The organism is Rhizobium sp. Root1220 (genome assembly GCF_001426265.1).
Classification (GTDB): domain Bacteria; phylum Pseudomonadota; class Alphaproteobacteria; order Rhizobiales; family Rhizobiaceae; genus Rhizobium.
This window is the reverse complement of the sequence record NZ_LMDG01000001.1, coordinates 161,679-185,869: the sequence shown is the minus strand read 5'-3', so window position 1 is coordinate 185,869 and position 24,191 is coordinate 161,679. Positions and strand designations below refer to the sequence as shown.

Below are 24,191 nucleotides of genomic sequence, written 5' to 3'. Positions count from 1 at the left end.
ATCGGGCAATTCCGGCCTTAGGCCGAAAGACGATTGCGGCCGCGGCCGCGGCGAGCAACGATGACCTTACGGCCGCCCTTGGTAGCCATACGTGCACGGAAACCGTGACGGCGCTTGCGAACAAGCTTGGATGGTTGGTAGGTACGCTTCATTTATTTTAAACACCGCGGAGTGCGGCCCTTCTTGAATTTGCATATAGCAAGGAGCGTTGTTTTTCGAACGGGAGAGACTATCAAAAGTCTTATATGCCCGAACGTGCGCGGCTTATACGGACGAAGGCCCTCAAAGTCAATTATCGCCGGAAATTTCCGGATTTCCTGCGCCGTCGCTGTGAAAATTAGCATCCGCCCTTAAGCATTGTGACAGGTCGCGCATTCGACGTTTTTTCCCATAATTCAACTGAAGCGTGCGGAAATTAGCCTGAATTGCATCACTGCGCGCAAAAAAACATGCTCCAACGACTAAGTACAGGTAATTTTTTATAGTGCTGAAATCAGGCGGCTGAAATGTAGCATTAATTTATTTAGGCCAAATTTAGCTATCGGCCGGAACGCTTTCTCGGCTCGTCATTCGTTCCAGGGGGGCCTTCTTTGAAAATTCGCGGTAAGATCAATCTACTCGTCTCTGCCATGTGCGGCGTTGCGTTACTTGTTGGCGCGACTGCTTTGTGGGCAGTGCATCAATACGATCAAAATCTTTCGGCCTACGAAGATGCGTCCGATCGCGCCTATGCCGGCGAGCGTCTCAACCGTTTCGTGACCGCGACCGTCATGGAAGCCCGAGGCATCTACGGTGCCCCCTCCACGAAGGAAGCCGGGCCGTTTGCCAAGGGCCTGATGACGGATCTCGACCAGATTGACACGGTCATTGCATCCTGGGCGCCGCTGGTTCCCGTGGCACAGAGGGACGCTTTCGCAAAGCTGACCGAGCGCGCCAAGGAATTCCGCGCCTTCCGCACCGAAACCGCGCGTCTCGGTACCGAAGTAACTCCGCAGGCTGCCAACGAGCAGGGCAATAACGATGCCAACCGCGCAAACCGCAAGGCCTTCCAGGCCGAAATCGATGCGGTCGTTGCAACGGACAAGGCAACGCTTGATGCCGTCAACGCGCACGTTGAAAGCTCGCGTGCTTTCATCCTCTGGCTGGTGCTCGCCATCACTGCGATCGGTATCGCTGTCGGCATGGGCATGGGCTTTTACATAGGTACTGTCCAGCTTGGTCGTCCGATCAAGAAGGTCACCGACGCGATCAAGGAAGTCGCAAACGGCAACTTCGATGCTGACGTGCCCTTTGCCGCACGTCAGGACGAAATCGGCGAAATGGCCGCTGCCGTCGCCGTCTTCAAGGAAAACGGTCTTGCCGTCCGCCGGATGAATGCGCAGGAAGGGGCGATGCGCGCCAAGAGTGACGACCTGCAATCGAGCATGTCGGTCGTGGTGGCCGCGGCCGCTGCCGGCGATTTCAGCCGTCGCATCGACAAGGATTATGGCGACGCAAACCTCAATCAGTTCGCGGGAAACATCAATCATCTGCTGTCCAGCGTCGACGGCGGGGTCGGCGAAACCCGCCGCGTCATTGCAAGCCTGGCCGATGGCGACCTGACACAGACCATGCGCGGCAGCTTCCAGGGCGCCTTTGCCGAATTGCAGCAGAACGTCAACAACACGTTCGCGACGCTCCAGTCGACGATGCGCGAAGTGCGCGAGACCGCCGAAGGATTTCACGGCAATACCAACGAGCTGCGTTCGGCCAGCGACGATCTCTCCAAGCGCACCGAGCAGCAGGCCGCGGCCCTGGAGGAAACCTCGGCGGCGCTGGACGAGATCACGGCGGTCGTCAACAACTCGACGGAACGTGCCCAGGAAGCCAGCGTCATGGTATCCGAAGCCAAGGCCGATGCCGGAAAGTCGGGCGTGGTGGTTCGCAATGCCGTCGATGCCATGGGTCGCATCGAGCAGGCCTCCCGCGAGATCAGCCAGATCATCAACGTCATCGACGAGATCGCCTTCCAGACCAACCTGCTGGCGTTGAATGCCGGCGTCGAGGCAGCGCGCGCCGGTGAAGCCGGCAAGGGCTTTGCCGTCGTCGCCCAGGAGGTCCGCGAACTGGCCCAGCGGTCTGCCACGGCCGCCAAGGACATCAAGGGGCTCATCACCAAGTCCGGCAGCGAAGTGCAGGTCGGTGTCAAGCTGGTGCAGGAAACCGGCGAGGCGCTCTCGCAGATCGAACGCCGCGTCAACGCCATCAACGATCACATCCACTCGATCGCCACCGCCGCCAAGGAACAGTCGACCGGCCTCAAGGAAGTCAATACCGCCGTCAACCAGATGGACCAGGTGACGCAGCAGAACGCGGCGATGGTCGAGGAGACATCGGCGGCGACCCACAAGCTCTCTGGCGAGGCCGATGGGCTGGTGCGTCTGATCGCGAGGTTCAAGCTATCGAATGCGCCGGCTGCACCGGTTGGCGTCACTCGGCATCAAGAGCATCGCCCCGTTGCATCCCCGGCGCGCCGCGCCATGGGGACCGTCGCGCGCGCGTTTAACGGCAACGCCGCCGTTGCCGATCAGAGTTGGGAAGAGTTCTGATTTTCCTTCCATAGCGAGGAAACGCCGCTTTCGGGCGGCGTTTTTCGTTGCGCCGTCTTGCCTCTGCTCGCGGAGATTTGAAAACGCACTGTGATCGTCTAATGTAAAAGACTTGGCATGGCGCCGAGCGCTGAGCGGACACAAAATCATGCAAGACCAAGGTCAAGCCGACAATTTTCCCGAGAACAGAGTGGTGCCCGCCGAGGCCGGCAGGGCAGCACGCGCAGGTTCAGGCAAGTTCAGGGGGCTTTCCGGCAAGCTTCTCTGGCTGACGGTCGTCTGCATCATGCTGGCGGAAGTGCTGATCTTCATTCCGTCGGTCGCCAGCATGCGTTTGCGCTGGCTGGACGAGAGGCTGAATGCCGCCGCCGCGGCTGCAATCGTCATCGACGGTCTGCAGCCGGTCGAGTTGCCGCGCGCCTTGCAGAAGGAAATTTTGGACGCCACCGGCACCAAGGCGATTGTCCTGCGCAAGGACGGCACCTCCCGCCTGCTCGCCACCGCTGACATGCCGACGTCCGTCGATGAACAGTATGACCTGACCGACGTGCCGGCCTCGACTGCGATTCGCGACGCGCTGGACACGCTGATCTTCGGTGGCGACCGCCTGATCCGTGTTTACGGCCCGGTCCAGGATACCAATACCGGCGTCGAGGTCGTCATGAAGGACAAGCATCTTCGCAATGCGATGCTCGTCTATTCGCGCAATGTGTTCCTGCTGTCGATCCTGATCTCGCTTTTCACCGCGACGCTCGTGTTCTTCGCCATCAATCGCATTCTGATTCGCCCGATCCGCATGCTGACGGGCAGCATGCAGCAGTTCTCGATCGATCCCGAGAACCCGCAGCACGTCTTCGTCGGGGATGGCGGGCGCGACGAACTGGCGGTGGCCGGCCGTCACCTGACCTCGATGCAGATGGAACTGCAGAAGACGTTGAAGCAGCAAAAGAATCTTGCGGCGCTTGGCCTCGCGGTCTCCAAGATCAATCATGACATGCGCAACATCCTCGCCGCGGCGCAGCTGATGTCGGATCGACTGGTGCATGTGGACGACCCGATGGTGAAGGCGTTCGCGCCGAAGCTGCTGCGCACCATAGACCGCGCTGTCGGCTATACCACGGAGGTGCTGTCTTACGGGCAGGCGAGCGAATCGACCCCGCGCCGGCGCCGCATCCGGCTGTACGATCTGACCCAGGATGTCAGAGACATGCTGGCGCTCGACGCGCAGGCCGGAATCGAGTTTATTGAACAGATGGCCAACGATCTCGAAATCGATGCCGACAGCGAGCAGCTCTTCCGTGTGATCCACAATCTCTGCCGCAATGCCATACAGGCGCTGTCGACCGCGCCGGGGGTAGGGCAGGCGTCGGAGCTCAAGCGCATCACCGTCTCGGCCCAGCGTGTCGGCAGCGTTGTCAGCATTATCGTCGATGACACCGGGCCAGGCATGCCGCCGAGGGCCCGGCAGAATCTCTTCGCCGCCTTCCGCGGATCGGTGCGCTCGGGTGGAACGGGGCTTGGTCTGGCGATCGCGCGCGAACTCGTGCTGGCGCACGGTGGCACGATCGCGCTTGTGGAAAAGCCGTCGGTCGGGACGCAGTTCCGCATCGAAATACCGGATCGCCCGGTTTCGCTGGAAGATTACCGCAGTCGCAGCCTTCAGGAAAAATAGAGCAATTTCCGTATTCCCGTCCTGCTGTGCGAAAGGCGCGATTTTTTGAGAAAGCCTATTGCAATCACTCAAAGGACCCTTTAGAGAACCGCCCACGCAAGCGGTTTGACCGCTGCCGGTACGCACCCGTAGCTCAGCTGGATAGAGCACCAGACTACGAATCTGGGGGTCAGGAGTTCGAATCTCTTCGGGTGCGCCATTTTTTTCCTAATGCATTGAAAGCCAAATACATCGACGGTCTCAGGACCTTGGCGGACTCCGTGTGGTACACAACGGGGTGACGCAAGGATGGACACACGATGACTGGGCTCACGTCTGTTGCGGCGGCGCGGCTTCCCACCGAGTTGGCCAGGAAGGCCTGCCTACCGCGCCTGCGGGCCGTCCTCGGAAAGCTGGTTAGTCCCAAGACCCAGCATTTCGAGCGGGAGGTCATCTTGCAAAAGGGATCCCTATTTTAGTCGGCGAGGACTCTCCTGGAACGGCTCTGGCCATCCATGCACATTAAGCGCGACCCTTTGACCCTCGCTGCCAGTCAGCTTGGGTTTCCGGGGACGCCAGCGGCAACCCGATTCGCATGCTTATGAGTCAGGGCACGAATTCACGTCAAACAGCCAGCCGTGAGCACCATTCTTTCGCACTCACTTGGCGGGGCCAAGCAGGTAGCCTCCGTCCCAGTGATAGATCTGCTTGTCGTCGACCGTGACCTTGACGACCGCCTGGAATCCGGCAAGCGTTCCGCTGCCGGCGTGGAACGCACAGGTTCCTTGCATCGGGCTGGCGGTGTCGTAGGTGACGCAGTACCCGACCGCCGTGTCTCCGTTTCCGACGGCAATAACCGTCGTGCTGCTGCCGAAAAGCGGACTGCCGGTCACCGGCCCATAATATAAGATCTTGGTGCCTGCCGGGATCGACGCGAGGTTCGATTCCGTAATGGTGCAGAAGCTCGGCGTATCGCCGGTGTACTGGCTGCATTCCTTAGAAATCTTTAGCGGTTGCATAGCCGGCGCAGCGGACGCCACGGACGTTAGCGCCAGGATGGCACCAGCCGACAGGATCAACAGTCTGCTCATTAGCCTACTCCCCAGTCGAACCAATGGCTGAAATTTTACTCGCTATCTCCTGTCTTAGCAATTCGCTGCTTTGAATCCCCTGTACAAGGGGTTGCCGTCTGCCTCGCCGGGCGGATATCGATGTCGTCATCGGGATTGCCGTGCGCGATGCCAATACGTCCGGTAGCATCTACTGCACGCTGTTGTTCATCGGCCGTGAGGGCATCATTCTCGGTCGCCACAGGAAACTCAAGCCGACCCATGTCGAGCGAGCCGTTTGGGGCGACGGCGTTGCAAGCGGGCTCAGGGTTCATGAGCGGCCATATGCCCGGATCAGCGGCTTCAATTGCTGGGAGCACAACATTATTCTTCCCACGCATGCGCTTGCAGCCCAGGCTACCCAGATCCACGTTGCGGCCTGGCCGGGCCGGGAGGTCGATCCCGCACCCGCCTACCCCGATATGATTTGGCCACGGCAGCTTCTTCTTTCCCGGGCATTCACAAGCAGCATCCTATGTCATCGCTGCCGCAGGCATCCGGCTGCGAAGGCTCGATGGAAACCGTCCTGGCTGCGAAATCCGCCCTGGATACGGGCGGTCACTCCTCGCGCCCGGATCTCCTTCGGCTCTTCGTGGAACAAGTATTGCGTCGCGGCCTCCGGTCGACAGCGGAGGAGCTGGCCACCGACGATCAACCGCGCGGCGAAGCAGCAATTTTCTAGGCCAGATCCGACATCGCGCTAGCCTGACGCAATGTTGCTCGGTGATGTTGGCCCGGCGTTGTGCGTCGGGCGGAGCGTTGCCGTGCGAATGGCGGCCCGCGGCCGGAGGGAATATGCCAAGTATAATGGTTCGGGTGGTTGTCGTGTGCGGACTTGCCGCCACGCTTGCCGGTTGTGTCGATCGTGCCAACGCGCCGATCCTCGTTCCGGTGGCAGCACCGCTCGACCCGCCGCTCAACCCACAGGGTATTGCGCACGGCATCTGCGTTGCGGACGGCAATTTCATGTACAACGAGGCGCGGAAGCAATACGAGCTCCGCGCGCGGATGACGAACACGCCGATTGACGTCGCCAACGAGGAAGTCACCGCCACTGCAGCGGCGCGCCGGCAGTATGTGACCTGCCTGTCGAGCCAGGGCTATCGCGTCGTCCAAGACGGATAGATCAGCCTTTTCCATCACGCCCAGTCGCCTGCGATCACGAGTGCTGGAGGTCGCTTGCGACCCGGGAACTATGCAAGCAACGACCGCATTTTGTTCACGTAAATCCGTAAGGAGGGTTTATCATGAAAATGCTCAGAGTTGCTTCATCCACTTTATCACTCGGTGCTCTCCTGGCACTATCGGCGGTTCCCGTCCAGGCGATGCCCACGCTCCCAACTATCTCGAATGTGGCAATGGTACAGAGTGGCGTCGGACATTGGCACGGCTATCGCGGTTCCCGCACGGAACGCCCCGGCACGCGCCGCTACGCGGACGGTTACTGGTACCCGTTTTCGGCCTTTGGCGTCGCGGCGGGAACGACTGGTTCAATCGTCCGCCATCCCGCAAAACCCATCCAGCGCCAGACATATTGCCAAGGAACCTTCGGTGGCACCAATGGCGATGGCAGCATGCCGTGTGACAACGGCTACTGATTGGGCCAACGGAGGAAGGGCGGCTTCAACCGCCTCTTCCTCCTGCTGCCCTCGTTTGTGGCACTTGGCCACGGCGAATTGCATTTTCGCCCAATAAATTGACCGATTGATCAAAATTGCTGCAAAAATAGGCTTCCGTGGAATTTTAAACCGCAAGCCATGCTTCGTTTGCATTGCTGCATTGCGGTAATTTCGCTATTCCCAATCGAACCAATGCGCTATCTATTGTCTCGAAGGCAGCGCACTCCTCCTCCCAGCGCTCCTTCATCGGACTGGCAACACTCCTCCTCCCAGTTGTCAGTCAGGATCAAGAGCCCGGTGCACCTCCTCCCGCACCGGGCTTTTTTCTATTCTGCTTCCCCTGAAGTCACTCGCGGATCCGTGCCATGCCGGTCTCGCCGTTATCCCGTGTCCACCTGATCTTGCCCGGCCCTACGCTTTCCAGCTCGAAGCACATTGGAGCGCCCTTGTACCAGGTGCGGAATTTCTGACAGAGCTGATCGGATTGAATCCACCACTTTCCGGTGTCGCTTGGTTTGAAATATTTGCCAAGGCCGATCGCCTCGCCGCTGCCGTCCACCTGACCGGAGATGTGATAATTCAGCGGCAGCTCGCCACCGAGCGGCGTCGCCAGGTAGATGGTCCTTCCGATAATGTCGCGGCGGATGTCGTTTGCAAGAAGTGTATCAGCGACGGCAAACGTCGGCAGAAGCAGCAGCGTCAAAAGCAGGGCGAAATTCGGGGCCTTCATGTCAGTCCTCCCGTTGTTTTGAGCGCGATCGACATTAACGGCGAAATTCAGCGGAAAGTTTCGGACCTCGTCGAGATTTGACTCGCTCCGCCGGGGCAACCCATTTGGGAAAGAGGCAAGCAGACGCTTGGCACCGTTGGAGTGCGTAGCGCACGCGGCGCAACTATGATGGCCAATTGAAGCGGTTAGGTCAGTCGATGGCAAATACCGCGCGGTCGGTTGGCGCCACTGTCGGAGCCAGCATTCCCACGGAGCAAAATTCCCATAGTCAATCGATTCCGTTCTGATATATCAGGATGAATGAGCAGCCGCTGAGTCCCGGCTGCCTGGTGGGCGAAGACATGGTGGATGAGAAAAAAAGGACAGTAGCAGTTGTCGGCGCAGGCGTGATCGGTGCTGCGATCGCCTTCGAGCTTCAGCGTCGCGGTTTGCAGGTGACGTTGATCGACAAGGGTGAACCGGGAAGGGGAACCTCCTACGGCAACATGGCGAGCGTAGCGCTCGACTTTGCCGCAGGGTCCGGTCCGGCGACCTGGCGCAAAATTCCGGGTTGGCTGCTTGATCCCGAGGGTCCGGTTTGGCTTCGCCCCTCCTATGCATTGAAAATGCTTCCGTGGTTCCTGCGCTTTGTCGCTGCCGGTCGACCTTCGCGGCTTCGCGAGATCGAAGATGCGGGCATGAGCCTCTCGGCACATGCGCTGGCCGATTTTCGCTCCATGTTGTCGGCAATCGCGGCGCCGCAGCTGATGACGGAGGAGGGCTGCCTTGCCATCTATGAAAACGAGGCAGAATTTGCCGGAGATCGTGCGCACATCGACATGATGCGCCGATACGGTCTGGATTTTGATGTGCTGAGCGGTGCCGACATTCGCGCCTTGGAACCAGCTCTTTCACCCTCAATCGTCAAGGCAGTGCTGCTGCCGGACAACAAGTCGATCCGCGATCCCTATGAGCTGGTGGTAAAGCTTGCCGCCGCTGCGCAATCGCTCGGCGCCGGCTTTATATCCGGCGCGGTTCGTAACATCGAAAAGAGCGGGGCTGGCACTTCGGTCGTGCTGCTCGACAACGGGCAGCGCCTCACGGCAGATGCCGTCATTCTTGCCACAGGCGTTCATACCCGCGCCCTCGCCGAAAAGCTCGGCGAACCGATTCCGCTCGAAACGGAACGCGGATATCACACCCAGATCATGAAGCCCGGTGTCTCAATGCGCTATTCGGTCATCTGGCCGCATCGCGCCTTCATGATCACCCCGACCGCCGGTGGCATCCGCGTCGGCGGCAATGTCGAACTGGCTGGCCTGGATGCGGCGCCGGACTTCCGCCGCCCGCGGGTTCTCGTTCGCCATGCGCAGCGCGCGGTGCCGGCCCTCAAGGTCGAGGAGACGACGGAGTGGATGGGACATCGGCCGGCGCTCCCGGATACGATTCCGATCATCTCTGCGTCTTCGCGGATGCCGGGCATCTGGTACGCGACCGGACACGGCCATCTGGGCCTGACCTATTCGGCCACGACAGCCCGTCTGATCGCCGATATGGTGACCGGAACCAAACCCGCAATCGATATGAAACCGTTCCGCATCGATCGTTACTAGGAGGAAACCCATGTCCGACAGCTCAAAACCCGTAGCGCTCATCACCGGCGGTGGCCGAGGCATGGGCGAGGCCATCGCCCGCGAACTGCACGCGCAGGGATACCGGCTGGCGCTGATGTCGCCGTCCGAAAGCTGCGAGAAGCTGGCGGCCGAACTCGGCGGCGTCGCCTCGCGCGGAGTGGCCGAAAAGGCCGACGACATTCAGGCAATCTTCGATCTAACGATGAAGACCTACGGTCGAGTGGATGCCGTGGTCAACCACACAGGCCACCCGCCGAAGGGCGATCTGCTCGATATATCGGACGAGAACTGGACGCTCGGTTCCGACATGATGGTCCTATCGCTGGTGCGAATGGCGCGCCTTGTGACGCCCGTCATGCAGAAGCAGGGCAAGGGTGCGTTCGTCAACATCACGACCTTCGCCGCCTACGAGCCGTCGTTGGTCTTCCCGGTTTCCTGCACGTATCGCGCGGCGGCCGGGGCTTTCACCAAGCTCTATTCGGACCGTTATGCAGCGGAGAACATCCGCATGAACTGCCTCCTTCCAGGCTACATCGACAGTCTGAACCACAAGCCCGAAACGGCAGACAAGATCCCGATGAAGCGCATCGGCCACATGGAAGAGATAGCCAAGACCGCGGCTTTCCTGCTGTCCGATGGCGCCGGCTATATCACCGGGCAGAATATCCGGGTCGATGGCGGCATCACGCGTCACGTTTGATGGGAGTTGACTGATGAGATGGAAGCGCACGATCCAGCTTCTGGACGTTCACGCCGAGGGTGAGATCGGCAAGGTCGCAATCGGCGGCGTGCCAAAGATACCGGGCAACACGGTCGCCGAGCAGCTTTACTGGCTGAACACCGACCCGAAGGGTCAGGAGCTTCGCCGCTTCCTCTGCCTCGAGCCGCGCGGCGCACCGATCGGCTCGGTCAACCTGCTGCTGCCTCCCAAGCATCCTGATGCCGATGCCGCGTTCATCATCCTCCAGCCGGACCAAGCACATGCAAGCTCGGGATCGAACTCGATCTGTGTCACCACGGCCCTGCTCGAATCCGGCATCGTCGAGATGAAGGAGCCGGAAACGATCGTCACGCTCGAAACCGCGGCCGGTCTCGTCAAGGCGACGGCGACCTGCCGTGACGGCCGTTGCGAAAAGGTGAAGCTCACCATGGTGCCGTCCTTCGTGCACGAGCTGGACGTCGAGATCGACACGCCGCATTGGGGAACGATCAAGGCCGATCTTTGCTATGGCGGCATCTTCTATGCACTGGTCGATGTCGGCCAGATCAAGCTGACGATTGAAAAGGGCAACGCCGCCGCGCTCGTGCAGGCCGGCATGGTCCTGAAGGATATGATCAATCGGAGCGTTTCGGTCGTTCATCCCGAAATCCCGGCTATATCGGGCGTCGCCTACGTGATGTTCCGCGATACCGAAGCGGACGGCACCGTGCGCACATGCACGACAATGTGGCCCGGCAGGGCGGATCGCTCCCCCTGCGGCACCGGCAACTCCGCCAATCTTGCCACGCTGCATGCACGCGGCAAGGCGAAGGTGGGCGATGTCTTCAAGTCGCGCTCGATCATCGATTCCGAGTTCGAGGTCGGTCTGTTGGCCGAGACGGAGGTTGCCGGTCGTCTGGCGATCATTCCGACGATCACTGGACGGGGATTCACCTTCGGCCTTTCGCAGGTGGCGCTCGATCCGTTCGATCCTCATCCGGGCGGTTTTGCGCTGACGGATGTGTGGGGGCCTTCCGCGGGCGAAATCTGAACCTCAGTAGGTGAACGGATCAACCTCGGCCTTCGTGACGGAGTGATCTCCCGCTATGCCCGGGTAGATGACTCCCTTGCGCAGGATGATGTTGGCATAGAGCCGCGGCTCACCAGTCTGGATGAGGGCGTGGGCCGCGCGCACCCGTCCGTAAAAGTCCTGCCCGATCAACGGCACCACCTGGCGATGCGGCTCGTGCCTGGCGCAGCAGTCGATCATTTCCTCGTGTACCGGATCGAGCTTGTCGCGGTCTGTCTTGACGGTTGAGCGGAAGATGGCGTCGTGGACGAAGTCGTCGATGGGAAGCACACTGAGCACGGCGTCGAGAACCGCCACGATGCCGTGCCCGTCGAGCCGGATCAGGCGACGAGCGTGTTCGACGCCAGGATAGTTGCCGTCGACGATGGCGATCTCGTCGCCGTGGCCCATGGCCCGCAGCGTCGAAAGCAGTTCCGGGCTCAGCAGCGGATCAAGTCCCTTCAGCATTGTCGACCTCCTTGAAAAGCACATTCTGGTCTGTGAGATAGCGCGCGAAGATTGGAAGGCTCGCTCCACCGATCGCTCGCGCCTGCGCGCCGACGGCGCCTTCCATGATATCCGGCATGACGACGCCTTGCAGGTCGAGTTTCGCTGCCTCCATGATCGTTGCCTTGACGATGCGTTCGCGAACCCAGGCGGGAAAACCGCCGTCGATCACGGCTGCGCTGAAGTCGATGATCGAGGCTGCGGCGACGATCGCCTGGGCGAGCGCTTTTGCCGTATCCTGAATCCACGTCTCCAGCGGCTCGCCGAAATCGATCCAGTCGTCGGCGGAATACCAGAGCGGCTGGGGATCGACGCCGCGTTCTCGCAGCAGGTTCTCCAATACAAAGATCGATGCGACCTCCAGAAGCTGAAGTGTCTCGCCGTTTTTTCCGCGTACCGGCAGGGGGCCGATGGCCCCCGCGGTCCCCGTGCGCCCGGAAAAGATTGCCGAATTGAGAACGATGCCGCCACCGATAAAGGAACCGATGAAGAAGTAGACGAAGTCGGGATAGGAAGGTCCAACGCCGAAGACCAGTTCTGCGCCGCAGGCACTGGTCGCGTCATTTTGAAGGAAGACCGGGTGGGACACGCGCGTGGCTACTTCGGTTTGCAGGTCGACGTCGCGCCAGACATCCATGGCGCCTTTCGGCGAGCCGACCTCCTCCTCCCAGTTCCACAGTTCGAAGGGGGCTGCGATGCCGATGCCGGCAATGCGGTTGCGCTGCTGCGGATCGAGCCGGGCTTCCAGTTCGCGGATACCCGACGTGATGAAGTTCAGGAATTCCTCGGGCAATGGATATGCGTATGTCTTGCGCTTCTGCATCCGGATGCGGCCGACAAAATCCATCAGCACGAGGTCGGCGCTACGCCGGCCCATCTTCACGCCAAAGGAATAGACGGCGTCGGGGTTGAGGCGCATCGGGATCGATGGCTGGCCGACACGGCCGCGCACGGGCTCCCCGCGCGACAGCAGGCCTTCCTTTTCCAGCGCCCGCATGATGACCGAAACGGTCTGCGCCGAGAGGCCGGTGCGCCGTGCGATATCAGCCTTCGACTGCGAGCCGTAGAGGCGCACCAGCGAAAGCACGAGTCGTTCGTTGTAGGCGCGCACCCTAATCTGGTTCGCACCTCCGGCCGGGTTCAAAATTGGTAGTTGTACCGGCGCCTGCACCGGATCGTCCAGCGACGACATTGGCCACTCCTCCCGTCGTTGGCCTATGCGCTATTTTCCTGCAGCATGCCAGATGGAATTAATAATTCAATTGGATTTATTTATTGACAACCGATTTTGTTTCCCTCTTAATTGCCGCGTTAGAGACACGAGGCGGCTTGGAGGAGGCCACCGGCAATACCCGAAAGCGGCTTCGTGTCAGTCAATTCCGGCTCAGCCATGGGGCGGGCCCGTGAAAACTCTGGGAGGAGTAAATGAAGAAATCAGTGCTTTCCGCCGCGCTAGGCGCGCTCGCCCTCGGTGTCGCCTTTTCGGCTCCGGCAATGGCTGCGGATGTTTCCGCCTGCCTTATCACCAAGACCGACACCAATCCGTTTTTCGTCAAGATGAAGGAAGGCGCGACTGTCGAGGCAAAGAAGCTCGGCGTCACCCTCAAGTCCTATGCCGGTAAGATCGACGGCGACAGCGAAAGCCAGGTTGCTGCGATCGAAAGCTGCATCGCCGACGGCGCGAAAGGCATCCTGATCGCGGCATCCGACACAAAGGGCATCGTCTCGTCGGTCAAGAAGGCACGTGACGCCGGGCTGCTGGTTATCGCTCTCGATACGCCGCTGGATCCGGCTGATGCTGCCGATGCAACCTTTGCCACCGACAACCTGCTCGCCGGTAAGCTGATCGGCCAATGGGCTGCCGCGACGCTGGGCGACAAGGCCAAGGACGCCAAGATCGGCTTCCTCGACCTGACGCCATCGCAGCCGACCGTCGACGTTCTGCGCGACCAGGGCTTCATGATCGGCTTCGGCATCGACCCCAAGGACCCGAACAAGATCGGCGACGAGGATGATGCCCGCATTGTCGGCCACGATGTCACCAACGGCAATGAAGAAGGCGGTCGCAAGGCCATGGAAAACCTTCTCCAGAAGGATCCAGGCATCAACGTCATCCACACGATCAACGAGCCGGCCGCTGTTGGCGCTTACCAGGCGCTGAAGGCTGTTGGCATGGAAAAGAACGTGCTGATCGTATCGGTTGACGGTGGTTGCCCGGGCGTCAAGGCGGTCGAGGAAGGTGTCATTGGCGCGACCTCGCAGCAGTATCCGCTGATGATGGCCGCACTCGGCGTCGAGGCGATCAAGAAGTTCGCCGACAGCGGCGAGAAGCCGAAGCCGACCGAAGGCAAGTCGTTCTTCGACACCGGCGTTTCGCTTGTCACCGGCAAGCCAGTGTCCGGCGTCGAGTCGATCGACATCAAGCAAGGCACCGACAAGTGCTGGGGCTAAGCTCCGCAATTTAATGGTAACGTCGGCCGGGGCTTGGTCCCCGGCCGACTTCGACACACGAAAGGCTGTTTCCGAAAAAGCCGGCGTAGGAAAGACCGGAGCGATCTCGGAGCGGCCTCCGCAGGCGGATCAGCGCGAGAGCGGGGAGGAAATAATGACCGGCGCACAGGACTTCGAACGAGTTCTTGATGGCAGCGACAAGAATGTCGCGTCATTCGAACATCAGGACGTGTCGCTTTTGAAGCGCGCGCAGCATTTCTTGCACTCTACGCCGGCGGCTGTGCCGCTGATCGTGCTGGTGCTTGCGATTATCATCTTCGGTCTGGCGATCGGCGGACGGTTTTTCTCCTCCTACACGCTGACCCTCATTCTGCAGCAGATCGCCATTGTCGGTATTCTTGGCGCAGCGCAGACGCTGGTTATCCTGACCGCCGGTATCGATCTTTCGATTGGCGTCATCATGGTGATCTCCGCGGTCATCATGGGCAACGTCGCGGTTACCTATGGCTTTCCGACGCCGGTTGCGGTGCTTGCAGGACTAGTCGTCGGTGGGCTTTGCGGCTTGCTCAACGGTTGGCTCGTTGCCTACATGCGGCTGCCGCCCTTCATCGTGACACTGGGTACCTGGAATATCGTCATGGCGACGAATTTCATCTATTCGGCCAACGAGACCATTCGCGATGCGGACGTCGACGCACAGGCTCCGTTGCTGCATTTCTTCGCGATCAGCTTTCGGCTCGGCAACGCGGTATTGACACTCGGCGTTATCGCGATGGTGCTGCTAGTGCTGGCGCTCTGGTACGTTCTCAATCACACCGCCTGGGGTCGCCACGTCTATGCTGTGGGTGATGATCCCGAGGCGGCCAAGCTGTCTGGCATCCAGACCAAGAAGGTGCTTCTGACTGTCTACGCCGTCTCCGGTGTGATCGCCGGGCTTGCGGCGTGGGTTTCAATCGGCCGCAACGGATCGGTGTCGCCATCCTCTGCCGTGACCGATTACAATCTGCAGGCAATCACGGCAACGGTGATCGGCGGCATCTCGCTTTTCGGGGGTCGTGGCTCAATTCTGGGGACGCTGTTCGGCGCAATGATCGTCGGCGTCGTGTCCATGGGACTCAACATGCTGGGCGCCGATCCCCAGTGGAAAGTCCTGCTGACGGGCGTGCTCATCATCGCCGCCGTCGCGATCGATCAGTGGATCAGAAAGGTTTCGGTGTAATCATGGCTGTAGAACCCATCCTGACTGCCCGCGGTCTGATCAAGCGTTATGGACGCGTGATCGCTCTCGACCACGCGGACTTCGATCTCTATCCCGGTGAGATCCTGGCGGTGATCGGCGACAATGGTGCGGGCAAGTCTTCGCTGATCAAGGCCATCTCCGGCGCGATCAGTATCGACGAGGGCGAAATCAAGCTCGAAGGACGCACGGTGCAGTTCAAGTCGCCGCTTGAGGCGCGCGAAGCCGGTATCGAGACGGTCTATCAGAATCTGGCCTTGTCGCCCGCGCTGTCGATCGCCGACAACATGTTTCTCGGCCGCGAAATCCGGAAGCCGGGCCCGCTTGGGCAGTGGTTCCGCATGCTCGATCGTCCGGCGATGGAAAAGAGGGCCCGCGACAAGCTTTCCGAACTCGGTCTGATGACCATCCAGAACATCAATCAGGCAGTCGAAACGCTCTCGGGCGGCCAGCGCCAGGGCGTGGCGGTGGCGCGCGCGGCTGCCTTCGGTTCCAAGGTCATTATTCTCGACGAGCCGACCGCAGCGCTCGGCGTCAAGGAGAGCCGCAAGGTTCTGGAACTGATCCTCGACGTGCGCTCGCGCGGCATTCCGATCGTGCTGATCTCGCACAACATGCCGCACGTCTTCGAAGTCGCGGACCGTATTCACATCCATCGCCTCGGACGCCGTCTGACGGTGATCGATCCCAAGGAATACACCATGTCCGATGCCGTGGCGTTCATGACCGGCGCCAAGTCGGTGCCGACGGAGCCGGTTGTCGCATGAGTCCCACGATCAAGGAGATTGCCGGCGAGGTGATGGACCGCGCCGGCGACGTGAAGCGTTTCATGGTCGCCATCGCCGGCCCGCCCGGCGCCGGCAAGTCGACTATGGCCGACAATCTCGCCGATGCCCTGCGGGCAAGAGGCGAGAGCGCCGAAGTCCTGCCGATGGACGGCTTTCACATGGACAATGCAATCCTGATCGCCAGGGGCCAGCTGGCCCGCAAGGGCATTCCGGAAACATTCGACGTGCGCGGGTTCCTCGATATCATCCGTGCCGTCGGCTGCGCGGACCAGGAAGTCCTGATACCGGTCTTCGACCGCTCGCGCGAACTGGCCATCGCGTCGGCCCGCGTTGTCTCGCCGGATCATCGCTTCATCATCGTCGAGGGAAACTACCTGCTCTTTACCCAGGGCAAATGGGCGGAACTCGATGGTGTGTTCGATTACAACATCATGCTCGCGCCGCCGATCGAGGTGCTGGAAGAGCGTCTCTGGGCGCGCTGGCGCGGCTACAATCTGAGCGAGGCGGAGGCGAGCGCCAAGGTCTATGAAAACGACCTGCCGAATGGCCGGCTGATTCTCGCAAACCGCCGCCATGCCGATGTGACGCTGGAGATCGCTTAGCGGTTGTTTCCCTACAGGCGTTGATGGTATCGAGGCGCTGACATATCGCTTCGGAGGCCCGTCATGCAATCACTCACCATCCGCCGTCCTGACGACTGGCATCTACATCTGCGTGATGGGGCGATGCTGGAAGGCGTGATCGGCGACACCAGCCGGGACTTCGCCCGTGCGATCATCATGCCGAACCTAGTGCCACCGGTGGTTACGACTGCCGATGCCGAGGCCTACCGGGGCCGTATTCTGGCGGCGCTGCCGAAAGGTGACAGCTTCCAGCCGCTGATGACCCTCTATCTGACCGAACACACCGATGCAGATGATGTCGAGGCCGGGAAGAAGAGCGGACTGATTACCGCCGTCAAGCTCTACCCCGCCGGCGCCACCACCAACTCGCACGGCGGTGTCAGTGATATCGACAAAGCCATGCCGGTGCTGGAGCGCATGGCAAGGATCGGCCTGCCGCTCTGTGTCCATGGCGAAGTGACGACCCCCGATGTCGACATTTTCGATCGCGAAGCCGTCTTCATCGAAACAGTGCTCGATCCGCTGCGCAAGCGCCTTCCTGAGCTCAAGGTGACGATGGAGCACGTCACGACGAAGGACGGCATCGACTACATTAAGTCTGCGAATGCCAATCTCGCCGGTTCGATCACCACGCATCACCTGATCATCAACCGCAACGTGATCCTCGTCGGCGGCATCCGCCCGCACTACTACTGCCTGCCGGTCGCCAAGCGCGAGAACCATCGCCTCGCGCTGCGCGCCGCAGCGACCAGCGGCGACGCCCGCTTCTTCCTCGGCACCGATTCCGCCCCGCATGTCGATCCGCTTAAGGAATGTGCCTGCGGTTGCGCTGGCATCTACACTTCGGTCAACACGATGAGCTGCCTCGCGCACGTCTTCGAGCAGGATAGCGCGCTCGAAAAGCTCGAGGCCTTTGCATCGCTCAACGGACCGGGATGGTATGGCCTGCCGGTCAACGAGGATAGAATAACCCTCGTTCGACGGGAAAAAGCCGTGGAATTCCCGGTGAGGGTGGATACTGGCGCCGGGTCCGTAACTGTTTTCGATCCGATGTTTCCGCTGCACTGGGATGTACAGCGCTAGAAAATAGCCCGGCATCACGCGATTTTTACTGCCGATTTTGTGCCGGACTAGCGTGCATTGTTATGCCTGTCGCGATCCGCGGTCTAAATGCATGATTTTTTAACGGAATAGGTAAGACATTCGTCATTGCGGACGCCTTAGGCTTCTGTCTAACGAGGGGCGGCAGATGCCGCGGGTTTGGAATGACGCTTGACTACAATTCCCTGTTGATGGCGCTAGCCGTCTCGGCAACCTGCTTGGCGGTGACGCTGCTCGGCAGCTGGCTCGCACGACGCACCGAGACATTCCTGTTGAGCTGCACCCTGGGTCTTGCCCTTATTGTCAGCGGTATCGTCGCCTACGGGCTCTACGTGGACAATCCTGCGAAATGGCTCGGTGTTGCCGCCTTCGTGCTCTTTCATTCCGGCTTCGCGACGGTGTGGGGGGCAAGCTACCAATTTCGTACGGGACGGCTCCCGCGCGTCAGAATCGCAGCTTTCGCATGTGTTGCCATGGCGCTCTCCATTCCCCCGCTGGTCGCCGGTTATGATGGCTTGGCATTTATCGCCGACAACGGGGCTATAGCGACCCTGTTATTTGCGACTTCCTATCAGTATTGGCTTGCTCGGTCCGAGGCGCCGGCACCGCTGAAAGGGATTGCGGCACTCTATGCGGTGACCGCGTTTTCATTCGTCCTATGCGCCGCGGTTCTGGTCTCCAATGGGAAGATGGTGCTGGGCGCTGCACCGAGCAATTGGGCGGAAGACATAAGCCTTGCCGTCTGCATCGCCAGCATGACAGGCATCGGCGCACTCTCGTTGGCGATTCATCAATGGAGACAGGCGTCGCTCCACCGGCTGGAAGCAATCACCGACCCGCTGACCGGCCTGGTGAATCGTCGCGCGCTATTTGATCGCCACGCAAAAGGCATGATGGGGCCCGCTACGGCTGTGATCGTGTTCGATCTCGATCATTTCAAAGCGATCAACGACACCTTCGGGCACTCGGCGGGTGACCGTGTGTTGAAGGTCTTCGCCGCAGAGCTGTCCGCGCATTGCAGAAAAGGCGATGTCGCCGCGCGCCTTGGTGGAGAGGAGTTCGCCATGGTCCTGAATGAAATCATGCCCGGTCGTGCCGAAATAGTGGCAGAGCGCATCCGCAAGGCGTTTGAAGGCCGAGAGATTTATATCGACGAAGGCGTCACGAAATGCACCGTCAGCGTCGGAGTCGCGTCGGGGCTCTCCACACCAATGGCTTTCGATACCATGCTCAACGCTGCCGACAAGGCGCTGTATGCCGCCAAGCGCGCCGGCCGCAATCGGGTTGAGCTTGCCAGCCACCTGCATTCCGTGAGGTCAGAGAGCATCCGTACGGGCTCTTGATCAGGAGTGTGTCTGCTTATACTGTCTCAAGTGGCCGGATGCGGCCAGCCGCCCCGCGGCGCGAAAGCGCAATGGTGAATGCATCCAGATACATCCTTCACATCCCTTGCCGTTTGGCGATTGATGGCGAACGGGTCAGCAGACGCGGGCACTGATCGTCCTGTTTGCCGCCAACGGAAGGAATTCATCATGCGCGATTTTCGCGATGCCAAACTTATGGCCAAGGCCCTGCGACAGGTTCTTGCAAGCCGCGATATTTCTCTCACCCACAGCGAAACCCTGGAGATCGTGGCCCGCCAGTTCGGCTTCGATCAATGGAACATCCTGTCTTCAAAGCTTGATGAGGCGCACGCAGCGATCCCATCCGCGATTGCCATTCAGCCGCCGATCCCGATCTTCCGCATCTTCGACGTAGACAAGACGAAGGAATTCTACTGCGGCTTTCTCGGCTTTGCGTTGGATTGGGAGCATCGCTTCGGCGACCAATTCCCGCTCTATTGCCAGGTCTCACGCAGCGGACTGCTGCTGCACCTCAGTGAGCACTCGGGCGATGCCAGCCCCGGCGCCCGGGCTTTCGTGCCCGTAACCGGTGTCCGCGCGTTCCAGGCCGAGCTTGCCGCGAAGCAGTATCGATACATGAAGCCGGGTGTCCGGGAAGCGCCTTGGGGGCTGGAGATGGAAGTCATCGACCCGTTCAACAATCGCCTGACCTTCTGCGAGCGAACGTGATCGTGTTGGCGGGGCGATGCGTCTCCCCCACCAATCGTCAGCCAACGATAAGGGCTCGGACGAAAGCGACGGATGCGAGAAGCGAGCCCGCCGTCCTGACGTGGTTCCACCATGTCCAATCCTTCACATACACCGCCCACAGCGCCGCTGCGTCGGCACCGTTTCCGCTTGCTCTTGCAAGCGCGTCGTTGAGTGGCACGTTGAAGGCGATGGTCGGGATGAAGGATCCGAAAACATAGCTTGCTGCGCCCGCCAGTAGCCACACGCTGGCGGGCGCGCGCCAGTTCAGAACGGCAAGCGTGGCGATCCCGACGCAGAGAATCGCCGTTGGAATGAAAAGCAGCATGAAAGGCGACCGTACGATCGTCACGTTGATCGAGTTCATCGCCGCAATTCCCTGCTCGGTCGGAAGACGGGATAGGGCCGACATGACGAAGGTGGAAAAGGCAAAGAAGATGCCGGCAACCAGGCCGCTGCCGATTGCTGCGGCTGTGAGTGCGATGGTGAGCATGGTCGCCATCGTCATGTCCTCCAGGCACCAGCTGCGGCCGCTTCGTCTGCATAGAAGCTGAAGGCTCTTGCCGGTCGGCCAAGTATCTCTGCGACGCCTTCTGTGGGATTCGAGTTGCGACCATCGAGAGTCTGACCGAACAGCTGTTCGAGAAAAGCTATGCTTTCGTCGGGCACACCCGCCGAGGAGAGATCCACCTTGAACTCTGCCATCGATATTTCCCGATAGGCGATCGGTCTACCGCAGGCTCTGGCGATCTCCCCCACCGCTTCCCGGAATGTGATCGAGTGGGCACCTGTAAGCTCATAGGTCTTCCCGACGTGGCGCGGATCGACGAGCGCGGCGACTGCTGCATCTGCGATATCGTCGGCGTCGACGAACGGTTCCCTCATCTCGCCGACAGGCAAGGCAAGCTGTCCCGTGGCGATTGAACCTGCAAAAATCCCTTCACTGAAATTCTGGCAGGACCACGAGGCGCGCAGGATCGTGTAGCCGATGCCCGATGCCTTCAGAGCCTCCTCGCTGCGCTGTGCGCCTTCCTCTCCGCGACCGGACAACAGGACGATATGCTGCAGGCCGCATTCGAGGGCTGCGCCGGCGATAGTGCGGATGGCATCCGCGGCCCATGCAACGGCGACGTCGGGCTGAAAAGTCACATAGGCGCTGGTGGCTCCCGCGAGCGCGCCCGGCCATGTCGCTCGGTCCTCCCAATCGAATTTTGGAACGCTGGATCGTGACGCGAAGCGGTGGTTGATGCCGCGCTCCCTAAGTCGTGCCGCCACCCGGCTTCCGGTCTTTCCTGCGCCGCCGACCAAAACGATTTCGCGATTCTGCATATCCGTTCTCCTCCAAAACAAGAGAAAGTCTCCTATTTGCAAAATGTGATAAACTCTCTTATTTTGTTCGTCAACTGAAATTTGGAGGATGGAATGGCTGAGCAGGTCGTCGAACCGCGCAAAGGACGATCGGAAGCGCGTCGAATTCCGCAGCAGCAGCGTGGGCGAGATCGTTTCGAGAAGATCCTTTCCGTTGCCGCCGAGCTCATCGAGAAAAACGGAAGCGATGCGCTGAAGATGAGTGAGATCGTTGAAAAGGCTGAATTGTCCTTTGGTGCGCTTTACCAGTATTTTCCGGACAAGAGCGCGATTGTTCGCACGCTCGCCGAGCGCTTCAATGAACAGGGCAGGGAATGCGTTGAGTCCGAGCTCGCGAAGGTGACGGATGCGGGGACGCTGCGGCAGGCGCTCTGCAATATCGCTGACGAGTACTACGATTTTTTCCGCCAGGAGCCCGTGATGCGAGATATCTGGATCGCCACCCAGGCTGACCGGATGCTGCAGGAGATCGATGCCGGCGACATGGAGTTTCATGCCCAGGCGCTGTTTTCCGTTCTCGGACGGCTGGAGCCGACACGTGGCAAGGACGAGCTCCTGGCTATTGCAAGGCTCACCATGCAGCTTCTCGCCGCAGCGGTCCGCTATGCTAATTCTCTGGACGATGCGGCTGGACGGGCCACAATCGCGCTATATCAGCGGATGCTGCCCGCCGATGTCTGCCGACTGTCGTAGGCCTGTTCGCAGCCGGGCCAAGCTGCGACTTGGTCTAAGCTGGCTTAGGCCGGCAGGAAGCTGCGCATTGCGACCAGGCCAATGGCTCCAAGTGCGACCGCCACGGCGGATGCCCCGGCAAGCGCCGTGGCATATTCCCGACGGCCGGCGGTAAAGGCGAGCGCCGCCTTCGTCATCATGTTGACCGTGACGGCGATCAGGATGACATCTGTCGCCGTCTTCACGTCGATTACAGCGTTAGCGAGACGTGCGGTCGAGAGCGTGATCGCATCGACGTCGACGATGCCTGAAATCGCCGCCACGACGAAGAGCGCGGAAGGTCCGATGTAGCCGATAGCCATCTTCGACACGAGGCTGACGATGCCGAGCAACAGGGCAAAGGAGATGACGGTCCGCAGCTCGAACGGGTTTTTCAGCCTGATTTCAGGCGCTTGCGTCGCAGTTTTGGAATGCCAGACCGCAAGCAGCCCGACGGCGAGCAAGCCGATGATCGCCGGGACCAGTGCGGAAGCAAGCGGTGCGAACATCGTGAACGAGAAGGCGCTGGCAATGACCAGGACGCGTGTCAGGGAAAGGGCTCCGGCAATGGCAGCGCCCGCCGCCAGATGCCGAGCGCCCTGCGGCGCTTCGATCGAATAGCGGGCGAAGGAGAGTGTCAATGCAGTGGAAGAGACGAGCCCGCCAGCAGCACCCGCGAGCAGCACGCCGCGGCTCACACCCATCAGGCGGATGGCCACATATCCAGCAAAGGACAGGGCCGCGATAGTGATCGTCAGGAGCCACAGCAGATAGGGGTTGAGCGCTCCCCATGGGTCGAGAGCCTTGTCGGGCAGCAGCGGCAGTGCGATGATGGTCATGGCAAGCAGCACCAGCGCAGAACGAAGCTCGACCCAGGTCAGTCCCTCCAGAAAGCCATGCAGGCTGGTGCGCGCTGCAAGAACCACCGTCATTGCCACCGCGCCGGCACCGGCGGTTACGAGATCGCCGACAGCTGCCAGCACACCAAGTGCGAACACCGCGAGCGCGGCAACGATCGTGGTGATGCCGTAGTCCTTGTCCTCGATCGCTTCCTGCCATTTGCCCGCAATGTAGACGAGGCCGAGCAAGGCGGCGATTGTGGCCGGCAAAAGCGGACCTGTCATCGACTGCAGCGTGCCGACGACGCCGCCGAGAAAGCCGGTGAGTCCGAAGGTGCGGACGCCAGCGGTTCGCCCGCCTGCCCGCACGTCGCGTTCCGTCCAGCCTCGTTCGACGCCGACGAGCAGACCGATGGCAAGCGCAACACCGAGACGGCGGAAAACTTCGACGTGTTCCATGCGCGCCACGATATCGCTGCTGTGCCGCTAAGCAAGCGCAAATAGCTGAAAGTATTGGGGCATTCCAGGCAGGCGGATCGCCTCGCCTCCGTCTTCCCGGTCTGACCGGGTCGGCTAGTGGTCGTTCCGTCGTCGCAAGTTGCTTGCCGTTGTGGAAACTTGCTGCGGTTGCTGCTATTGGCCGATAAATTTGGCCGAAGGAGAGAACGATGATCCAGACAACATTCACCGACCGTACCGTCATGGCAGAACTGGTGGCTAAAATGCTCTGGGAGATCAAGGCGGTTCATTTCAATGCCGCGCAGCCTTACAAGTTTGCTTCCGGCATGGCGAGCCCGGTCTACATCGATTGCCGCAAGCTGCTCTCCTTCCCCCGCATCCGCTCGACGGTGATGGACTTCGCTGCCAGTGTCGTGCTGCGTGACGCAGGTTTCGAGCAGTTCGACTGTATCGCCGGAGGCGAAACCGCGGGCATTCCCTTTGCCGCACTCCTTGCCGATCGCCTCAGCTTGCCGATGATCTATGTCCGCAAGCAGCCGAAGGGGCACGGTCGCAACGCGCAGATCGAGGGCAACATGCCAGAGGGGTCGCGGGTTCTCGTCATCGAGGACCTGACGACGGCCGGCGGCAGCATGTTCAAGTTCATCGATGCGATTCGCGCTGCCGGCGGCGTCGTTGATCATGGTATCGCGCTCTTTTACTACGGCATATTTGACGAGGGTGCGCTGCGTTTTGCCGACGGCAAGGTCAAACTCCACTACATCGCCACTTGGCGGGACGTTCTGGCGGTTGCCAAGGCGCAGAAGCTTTTCGACGAGAAGACACTGAGTGAAGTAGAGGCCTTCCTCGACGCACCTCTCGCCTGGTCCGGCCGCAACGGCGGCGTCTCGTCACTTTAAAGCCCGTATGAGAGACGTGGCACTTTGCTTTTTGCCACG

25 protein-coding genes and 1 tRNA gene are annotated in these 24,191 nt (G+C 60.5%); 18 read left to right on the top strand and 8 right to left on the bottom strand.

Annotated features, from left to right (window positions below):
* Positions 1–17 precede the first annotated feature (17 nt).
* Complete coding sequence (rpmH, locus tag ASC90_RS00900; protein WP_056534350.1) at positions 18–152, bottom strand: 50S ribosomal protein L34; 135 nt, start codon at positions 150–152, stop codon at positions 18–20.
* A gap of 438 nt (positions 153–590) precedes the next feature.
* On the opposite strand from rpmH, the gene ASC90_RS00895 reads away from it, so the two are divergent.
* The 3 genes from ASC90_RS00895 (at position 591) to ASC90_RS00885 (ending at position 4,459) form a co-directional block, all read left to right on the top strand.
* The gene (locus ASC90_RS00895; RefSeq protein ID WP_056534348.1) at positions 591–2,588 is read left to right on the top strand and encodes a methyl-accepting chemotaxis protein; all 1,998 of its coding nucleotides are present in this window, start codon (positions 591–593) and stop codon (positions 2,586–2,588) included.
* Between the two features lie 148 nt (positions 2,589–2,736).
* On the top strand, positions 2,737–4,260 hold the full coding sequence (locus tag ASC90_RS00890; protein ID WP_056535192.1) for a HAMP domain-containing sensor histidine kinase: 1,524 nt from the start codon (positions 2,737–2,739) through the stop codon (positions 4,258–4,260).
* 122 nt (positions 4,261–4,382) lie between these two features.
* A tRNA-Arg gene (locus ASC90_RS00885) sits at positions 4,383–4,459 on the top strand.
* 439 nt (positions 4,460–4,898) lie between these two features.
* Here the strand turns inward: ASC90_RS00885 and ASC90_RS00880 are convergent.
* A complete protein-coding gene (locus tag ASC90_RS00880) occupies positions 4,899–5,330 on the bottom strand; it encodes a hypothetical protein (RefSeq protein WP_056534346.1) in 432 nt (143 codons plus the stop codon).
* A 493-nt stretch (positions 5,331–5,823) separates the two neighbouring features.
* Between ASC90_RS00880 and ASC90_RS29575 the strand changes: the two genes are divergently transcribed.
* From ASC90_RS29575 to ASC90_RS27580, 3 genes are all read left to right on the top strand, one after another.
* Positions 5,824–6,030, top strand: a complete 207-nt coding sequence (locus tag ASC90_RS29575; RefSeq protein WP_056534342.1) for a hypothetical protein — start codon at positions 5,824–5,826, stop codon at positions 6,028–6,030.
* Between the two features lie 113 nt (positions 6,031–6,143).
* Complete coding sequence (locus ASC90_RS00865) at positions 6,144–6,473, top strand: hypothetical protein (RefSeq protein ID WP_056534340.1); 330 nt, start codon at positions 6,144–6,146, stop codon at positions 6,471–6,473.
* Between the two features lie 122 nt (positions 6,474–6,595).
* On the top strand, positions 6,596–6,946 hold the full coding sequence (locus ASC90_RS27580; RefSeq protein WP_082519769.1) for a surface protein: 351 nt from the start codon (positions 6,596–6,598) through the stop codon (positions 6,944–6,946).
* A 367-nt stretch (positions 6,947–7,313) separates the two neighbouring features.
* On the opposite strand, the gene ASC90_RS00855 is transcribed toward ASC90_RS27580, so the two are convergent.
* Complete coding sequence (locus ASC90_RS00855) at positions 7,314–7,697, bottom strand: hypothetical protein (protein ID WP_056534336.1); 384 nt, start codon at positions 7,695–7,697, stop codon at positions 7,314–7,316.
* Between the two features lie 341 nt (positions 7,698–8,038).
* Here ASC90_RS00855 and ASC90_RS00850 point away from each other — a divergent pair, with 341 nt between their 5' ends.
* The 3 genes from ASC90_RS00850 to ASC90_RS00840 are packed head-to-tail and all read left to right on the top strand — an operon-like array spanning position 8,039 to position 11,061.
* Positions 8,039–9,289, top strand: coding sequence for an FAD-dependent oxidoreductase (locus ASC90_RS00850; RefSeq protein WP_056535190.1), 1,251 nt, complete (start codon positions 8,039–8,041; stop codon positions 9,287–9,289).
* Positions 9,290–9,299: 10 nt separating this feature from the next.
* Entirely contained in the window at positions 9,300–10,010 is a 711-nt protein-coding gene (locus ASC90_RS00845; protein WP_056534334.1) for an SDR family oxidoreductase, read from the top strand.
* Positions 10,011–10,023: 13 nt separating this feature from the next.
* A complete protein-coding gene (locus ASC90_RS00840) occupies positions 10,024–11,061 on the top strand; it encodes a 4-hydroxyproline epimerase (RefSeq protein ID WP_056534332.1) in 1,038 nt (345 codons plus the stop codon).
* Positions 11,062–11,064: 3 nt separating this feature from the next.
* On the opposite strand, the gene ASC90_RS00835 is transcribed toward ASC90_RS00840, so the two are convergent.
* Together ASC90_RS00835 and ASC90_RS00830 are read right to left on the bottom strand one after the other, a co-directional pair.
* Entirely contained in the window at positions 11,065–11,547 is a 483-nt protein-coding gene (locus tag ASC90_RS00835; protein WP_056535188.1) for an RbsD/FucU domain-containing protein, read from the bottom strand.
* A complete protein-coding gene (locus ASC90_RS00830; protein WP_056534330.1) occupies positions 11,531–12,778 on the bottom strand; it encodes an ROK family transcriptional regulator in 1,248 nt (415 codons plus the stop codon). The genes ASC90_RS00835 and ASC90_RS00830 overlap by 17 nt, the downstream gene beginning before the upstream one ends.
* A 233-nt stretch (positions 12,779–13,011) precedes the next feature.
* On the opposite strand from ASC90_RS00830, the gene ASC90_RS00825 reads away from it, so the two are divergent.
* From ASC90_RS00825 to ASC90_RS00795, 7 genes are all read left to right on the top strand, one after another.
* Positions 13,012–14,037 (top strand): sugar ABC transporter substrate-binding protein, encoded by a 1,026-nt coding sequence (locus ASC90_RS00825; RefSeq protein WP_056534328.1) that lies wholly within the window; start codon positions 13,012–13,014, stop codon positions 14,035–14,037.
* Positions 14,038–14,191: 154 nt separating this feature from the next.
* A complete protein-coding gene (locus ASC90_RS00820) occupies positions 14,192–15,256 on the top strand; it encodes an ABC transporter permease (RefSeq protein ID WP_056535186.1) in 1,065 nt (354 codons plus the stop codon).
* A gap of 2 nt (positions 15,257–15,258) precedes the next feature.
* A complete protein-coding gene (locus ASC90_RS00815; RefSeq protein ID WP_056534326.1) occupies positions 15,259–16,041 on the top strand; it encodes an ATP-binding cassette domain-containing protein in 783 nt (260 codons plus the stop codon).
* Positions 16,038–16,664, top strand: coding sequence for a nucleoside triphosphate hydrolase (locus tag ASC90_RS00810; RefSeq protein WP_056534324.1), 627 nt, complete (start codon positions 16,038–16,040; stop codon positions 16,662–16,664). The genes ASC90_RS00815 and ASC90_RS00810 overlap by 4 nt, the downstream gene beginning before the upstream one ends.
* Positions 16,665–16,727: 63 nt before the next feature.
* Positions 16,728–17,768, top strand: coding sequence for a dihydroorotase (pyrC, locus tag ASC90_RS00805; protein ID WP_056534322.1), 1,041 nt, complete (start codon positions 16,728–16,730; stop codon positions 17,766–17,768).
* Positions 17,769–17,950: 182 nt separating this feature from the next.
* Complete coding sequence (locus tag ASC90_RS00800) at positions 17,951–19,129, top strand: GGDEF domain-containing protein (RefSeq protein WP_056534320.1); 1,179 nt, start codon at positions 17,951–17,953, stop codon at positions 19,127–19,129.
* 189 nt (positions 19,130–19,318) lie between these two features.
* Positions 19,319–19,858 (top strand): glyoxalase superfamily protein, encoded by a 540-nt coding sequence (locus ASC90_RS00795; RefSeq protein WP_056534318.1) that lies wholly within the window; start codon positions 19,319–19,321, stop codon positions 19,856–19,858.
* Between the two features lie 37 nt (positions 19,859–19,895).
* On the opposite strand, the gene ASC90_RS00790 is transcribed toward ASC90_RS00795, so the two are convergent.
* Both ASC90_RS00790 and ASC90_RS00785 read right to left on the bottom strand, forming a co-directional pair.
* Positions 19,896–20,378 (bottom strand): anthrone oxygenase family protein, encoded by a 483-nt coding sequence (locus tag ASC90_RS00790; RefSeq protein ID WP_056534316.1) that lies wholly within the window; start codon positions 20,376–20,378, stop codon positions 19,896–19,898.
* A 2-nt stretch (positions 20,379–20,380) separates the two neighbouring features.
* Positions 20,381–21,205, bottom strand: a complete 825-nt coding sequence (locus tag ASC90_RS00785) for an NmrA family transcriptional regulator (RefSeq protein ID WP_056534314.1) — start codon at positions 21,203–21,205, stop codon at positions 20,381–20,383.
* Between the two features lie 93 nt (positions 21,206–21,298).
* Between ASC90_RS00785 and ASC90_RS00780 the strand changes: the two genes are divergently transcribed.
* Positions 21,299–21,937 (top strand): TetR/AcrR family transcriptional regulator, encoded by a 639-nt coding sequence (locus ASC90_RS00780; protein WP_056534311.1) that lies wholly within the window; start codon positions 21,299–21,301, stop codon positions 21,935–21,937.
* A gap of 44 nt (positions 21,938–21,981) precedes the next feature.
* Here the strand turns inward: ASC90_RS00780 and ASC90_RS00775 are convergent, their stop codons facing one another.
* Complete coding sequence (locus ASC90_RS00775) at positions 21,982–23,253, bottom strand: MgtC/SapB family protein (RefSeq protein ID WP_056534309.1); 1,272 nt, start codon at positions 23,251–23,253, stop codon at positions 21,982–21,984.
* A 209-nt stretch (positions 23,254–23,462) separates the two neighbouring features.
* Between ASC90_RS00775 and ASC90_RS00770 the strand changes: the two genes are divergently transcribed.
* Positions 23,463–24,152, top strand: a complete 690-nt coding sequence (locus ASC90_RS00770; protein WP_056534307.1) for an orotate phosphoribosyltransferase — start codon at positions 23,463–23,465, stop codon at positions 24,150–24,152.
* Positions 24,153–24,191 lie beyond the last annotated feature (39 nt).

Excerpts from the sequence above, each read along its gene's own strand:
- rpmH (WP_056534350.1), bottom strand. The coding sequence starts at position 152 with ATGAAGCGTACCTACCAACCATCCAAGCTTGTTCGCAAGCGCCGTCAC.
- ASC90_RS00840 (WP_056534332.1), top strand. The coding sequence starts at position 10,024 with ATGAGATGGAAGCGCACGATCCAGCTTCTGGACGTTCACGCCGAGGGT.
- ASC90_RS00795 (WP_056534318.1), top strand. The coding sequence starts at position 19,319 with ATGCGCGATTTTCGCGATGCCAAACTTATGGCCAAGGCCCTGCGACAG.
- ASC90_RS00810 (WP_056534324.1), top strand. The coding sequence starts at position 16,038 with ATGAGTCCCACGATCAAGGAGATTGCCGGCGAGGTGATGGACCGCGCC.
- ASC90_RS27580 (WP_082519769.1), top strand. The coding sequence starts at position 6,596 with ATGAAAATGCTCAGAGTTGCTTCATCCACTTTATCACTCGGTGCTCTC.
- ASC90_RS00820 (WP_056535186.1), top strand. The coding sequence starts at position 14,192 with ATGACCGGCGCACAGGACTTCGAACGAGTTCTTGATGGCAGCGACAAG.
- ASC90_RS00770 (WP_056534307.1), top strand. The coding sequence starts at position 23,463 with ATGATCCAGACAACATTCACCGACCGTACCGTCATGGCAGAACTGGTG.
- ASC90_RS00890 (WP_056535192.1), top strand. The coding sequence starts at position 2,737 with ATGCAAGACCAAGGTCAAGCCGACAATTTTCCCGAGAACAGAGTGGTG.
- ASC90_RS00880 (WP_056534346.1), bottom strand. The coding sequence starts at position 5,330 with ATGAGCAGACTGTTGATCCTGTCGGCTGGTGCCATCCTGGCGCTAACG.
- ASC90_RS00825 (WP_056534328.1), top strand. The coding sequence starts at position 13,012 with ATGAAGAAATCAGTGCTTTCCGCCGCGCTAGGCGCGCTCGCCCTCGGT.
- ASC90_RS00780 (WP_056534311.1), top strand. The coding sequence starts at position 21,299 with ATGGCTGAGCAGGTCGTCGAACCGCGCAAAGGACGATCGGAAGCGCGT.
- ASC90_RS00815 (WP_056534326.1), top strand. The coding sequence starts at position 15,259 with ATGGCTGTAGAACCCATCCTGACTGCCCGCGGTCTGATCAAGCGTTAT.
- ASC90_RS00835 (WP_056535188.1), bottom strand. The coding sequence starts at position 11,547 with ATGCTGAAGGGACTTGATCCGCTGCTGAGCCCGGAACTGCTTTCGACG.
- ASC90_RS00830 (WP_056534330.1), bottom strand. The coding sequence starts at position 12,778 with ATGTCGTCGCTGGACGATCCGGTGCAGGCGCCGGTACAACTACCAATT.
- ASC90_RS29575 (WP_056534342.1), top strand. The coding sequence starts at position 5,824 with ATGTCATCGCTGCCGCAGGCATCCGGCTGCGAAGGCTCGATGGAAACC.
- pyrC (WP_056534322.1), top strand. The coding sequence starts at position 16,728 with ATGCAATCACTCACCATCCGCCGTCCTGACGACTGGCATCTACATCTG.
- ASC90_RS00845 (WP_056534334.1), top strand. The coding sequence starts at position 9,300 with ATGTCCGACAGCTCAAAACCCGTAGCGCTCATCACCGGCGGTGGCCGA.
- ASC90_RS00790 (WP_056534316.1), bottom strand. The coding sequence starts at position 20,378 with ATGGCGACCATGCTCACCATCGCACTCACAGCCGCAGCAATCGGCAGC.
- ASC90_RS00850 (WP_056535190.1), top strand. The coding sequence starts at position 8,039 with ATGGTGGATGAGAAAAAAAGGACAGTAGCAGTTGTCGGCGCAGGCGTG.
- ASC90_RS00800 (WP_056534320.1), top strand. The coding sequence starts at position 17,951 with ATGACGCTTGACTACAATTCCCTGTTGATGGCGCTAGCCGTCTCGGCA.
- ASC90_RS00775 (WP_056534309.1), bottom strand. The coding sequence starts at position 23,253 with ATGGAACACGTCGAAGTTTTCCGCCGTCTCGGTGTTGCGCTTGCCATC.
- ASC90_RS00855 (WP_056534336.1), bottom strand. The coding sequence starts at position 7,697 with ATGAAGGCCCCGAATTTCGCCCTGCTTTTGACGCTGCTGCTTCTGCCG.
- ASC90_RS00785 (WP_056534314.1), bottom strand. The coding sequence starts at position 21,205 with ATGCAGAATCGCGAAATCGTTTTGGTCGGCGGCGCAGGAAAGACCGGA.
- ASC90_RS00865 (WP_056534340.1), top strand. The coding sequence starts at position 6,144 with ATGCCAAGTATAATGGTTCGGGTGGTTGTCGTGTGCGGACTTGCCGCC.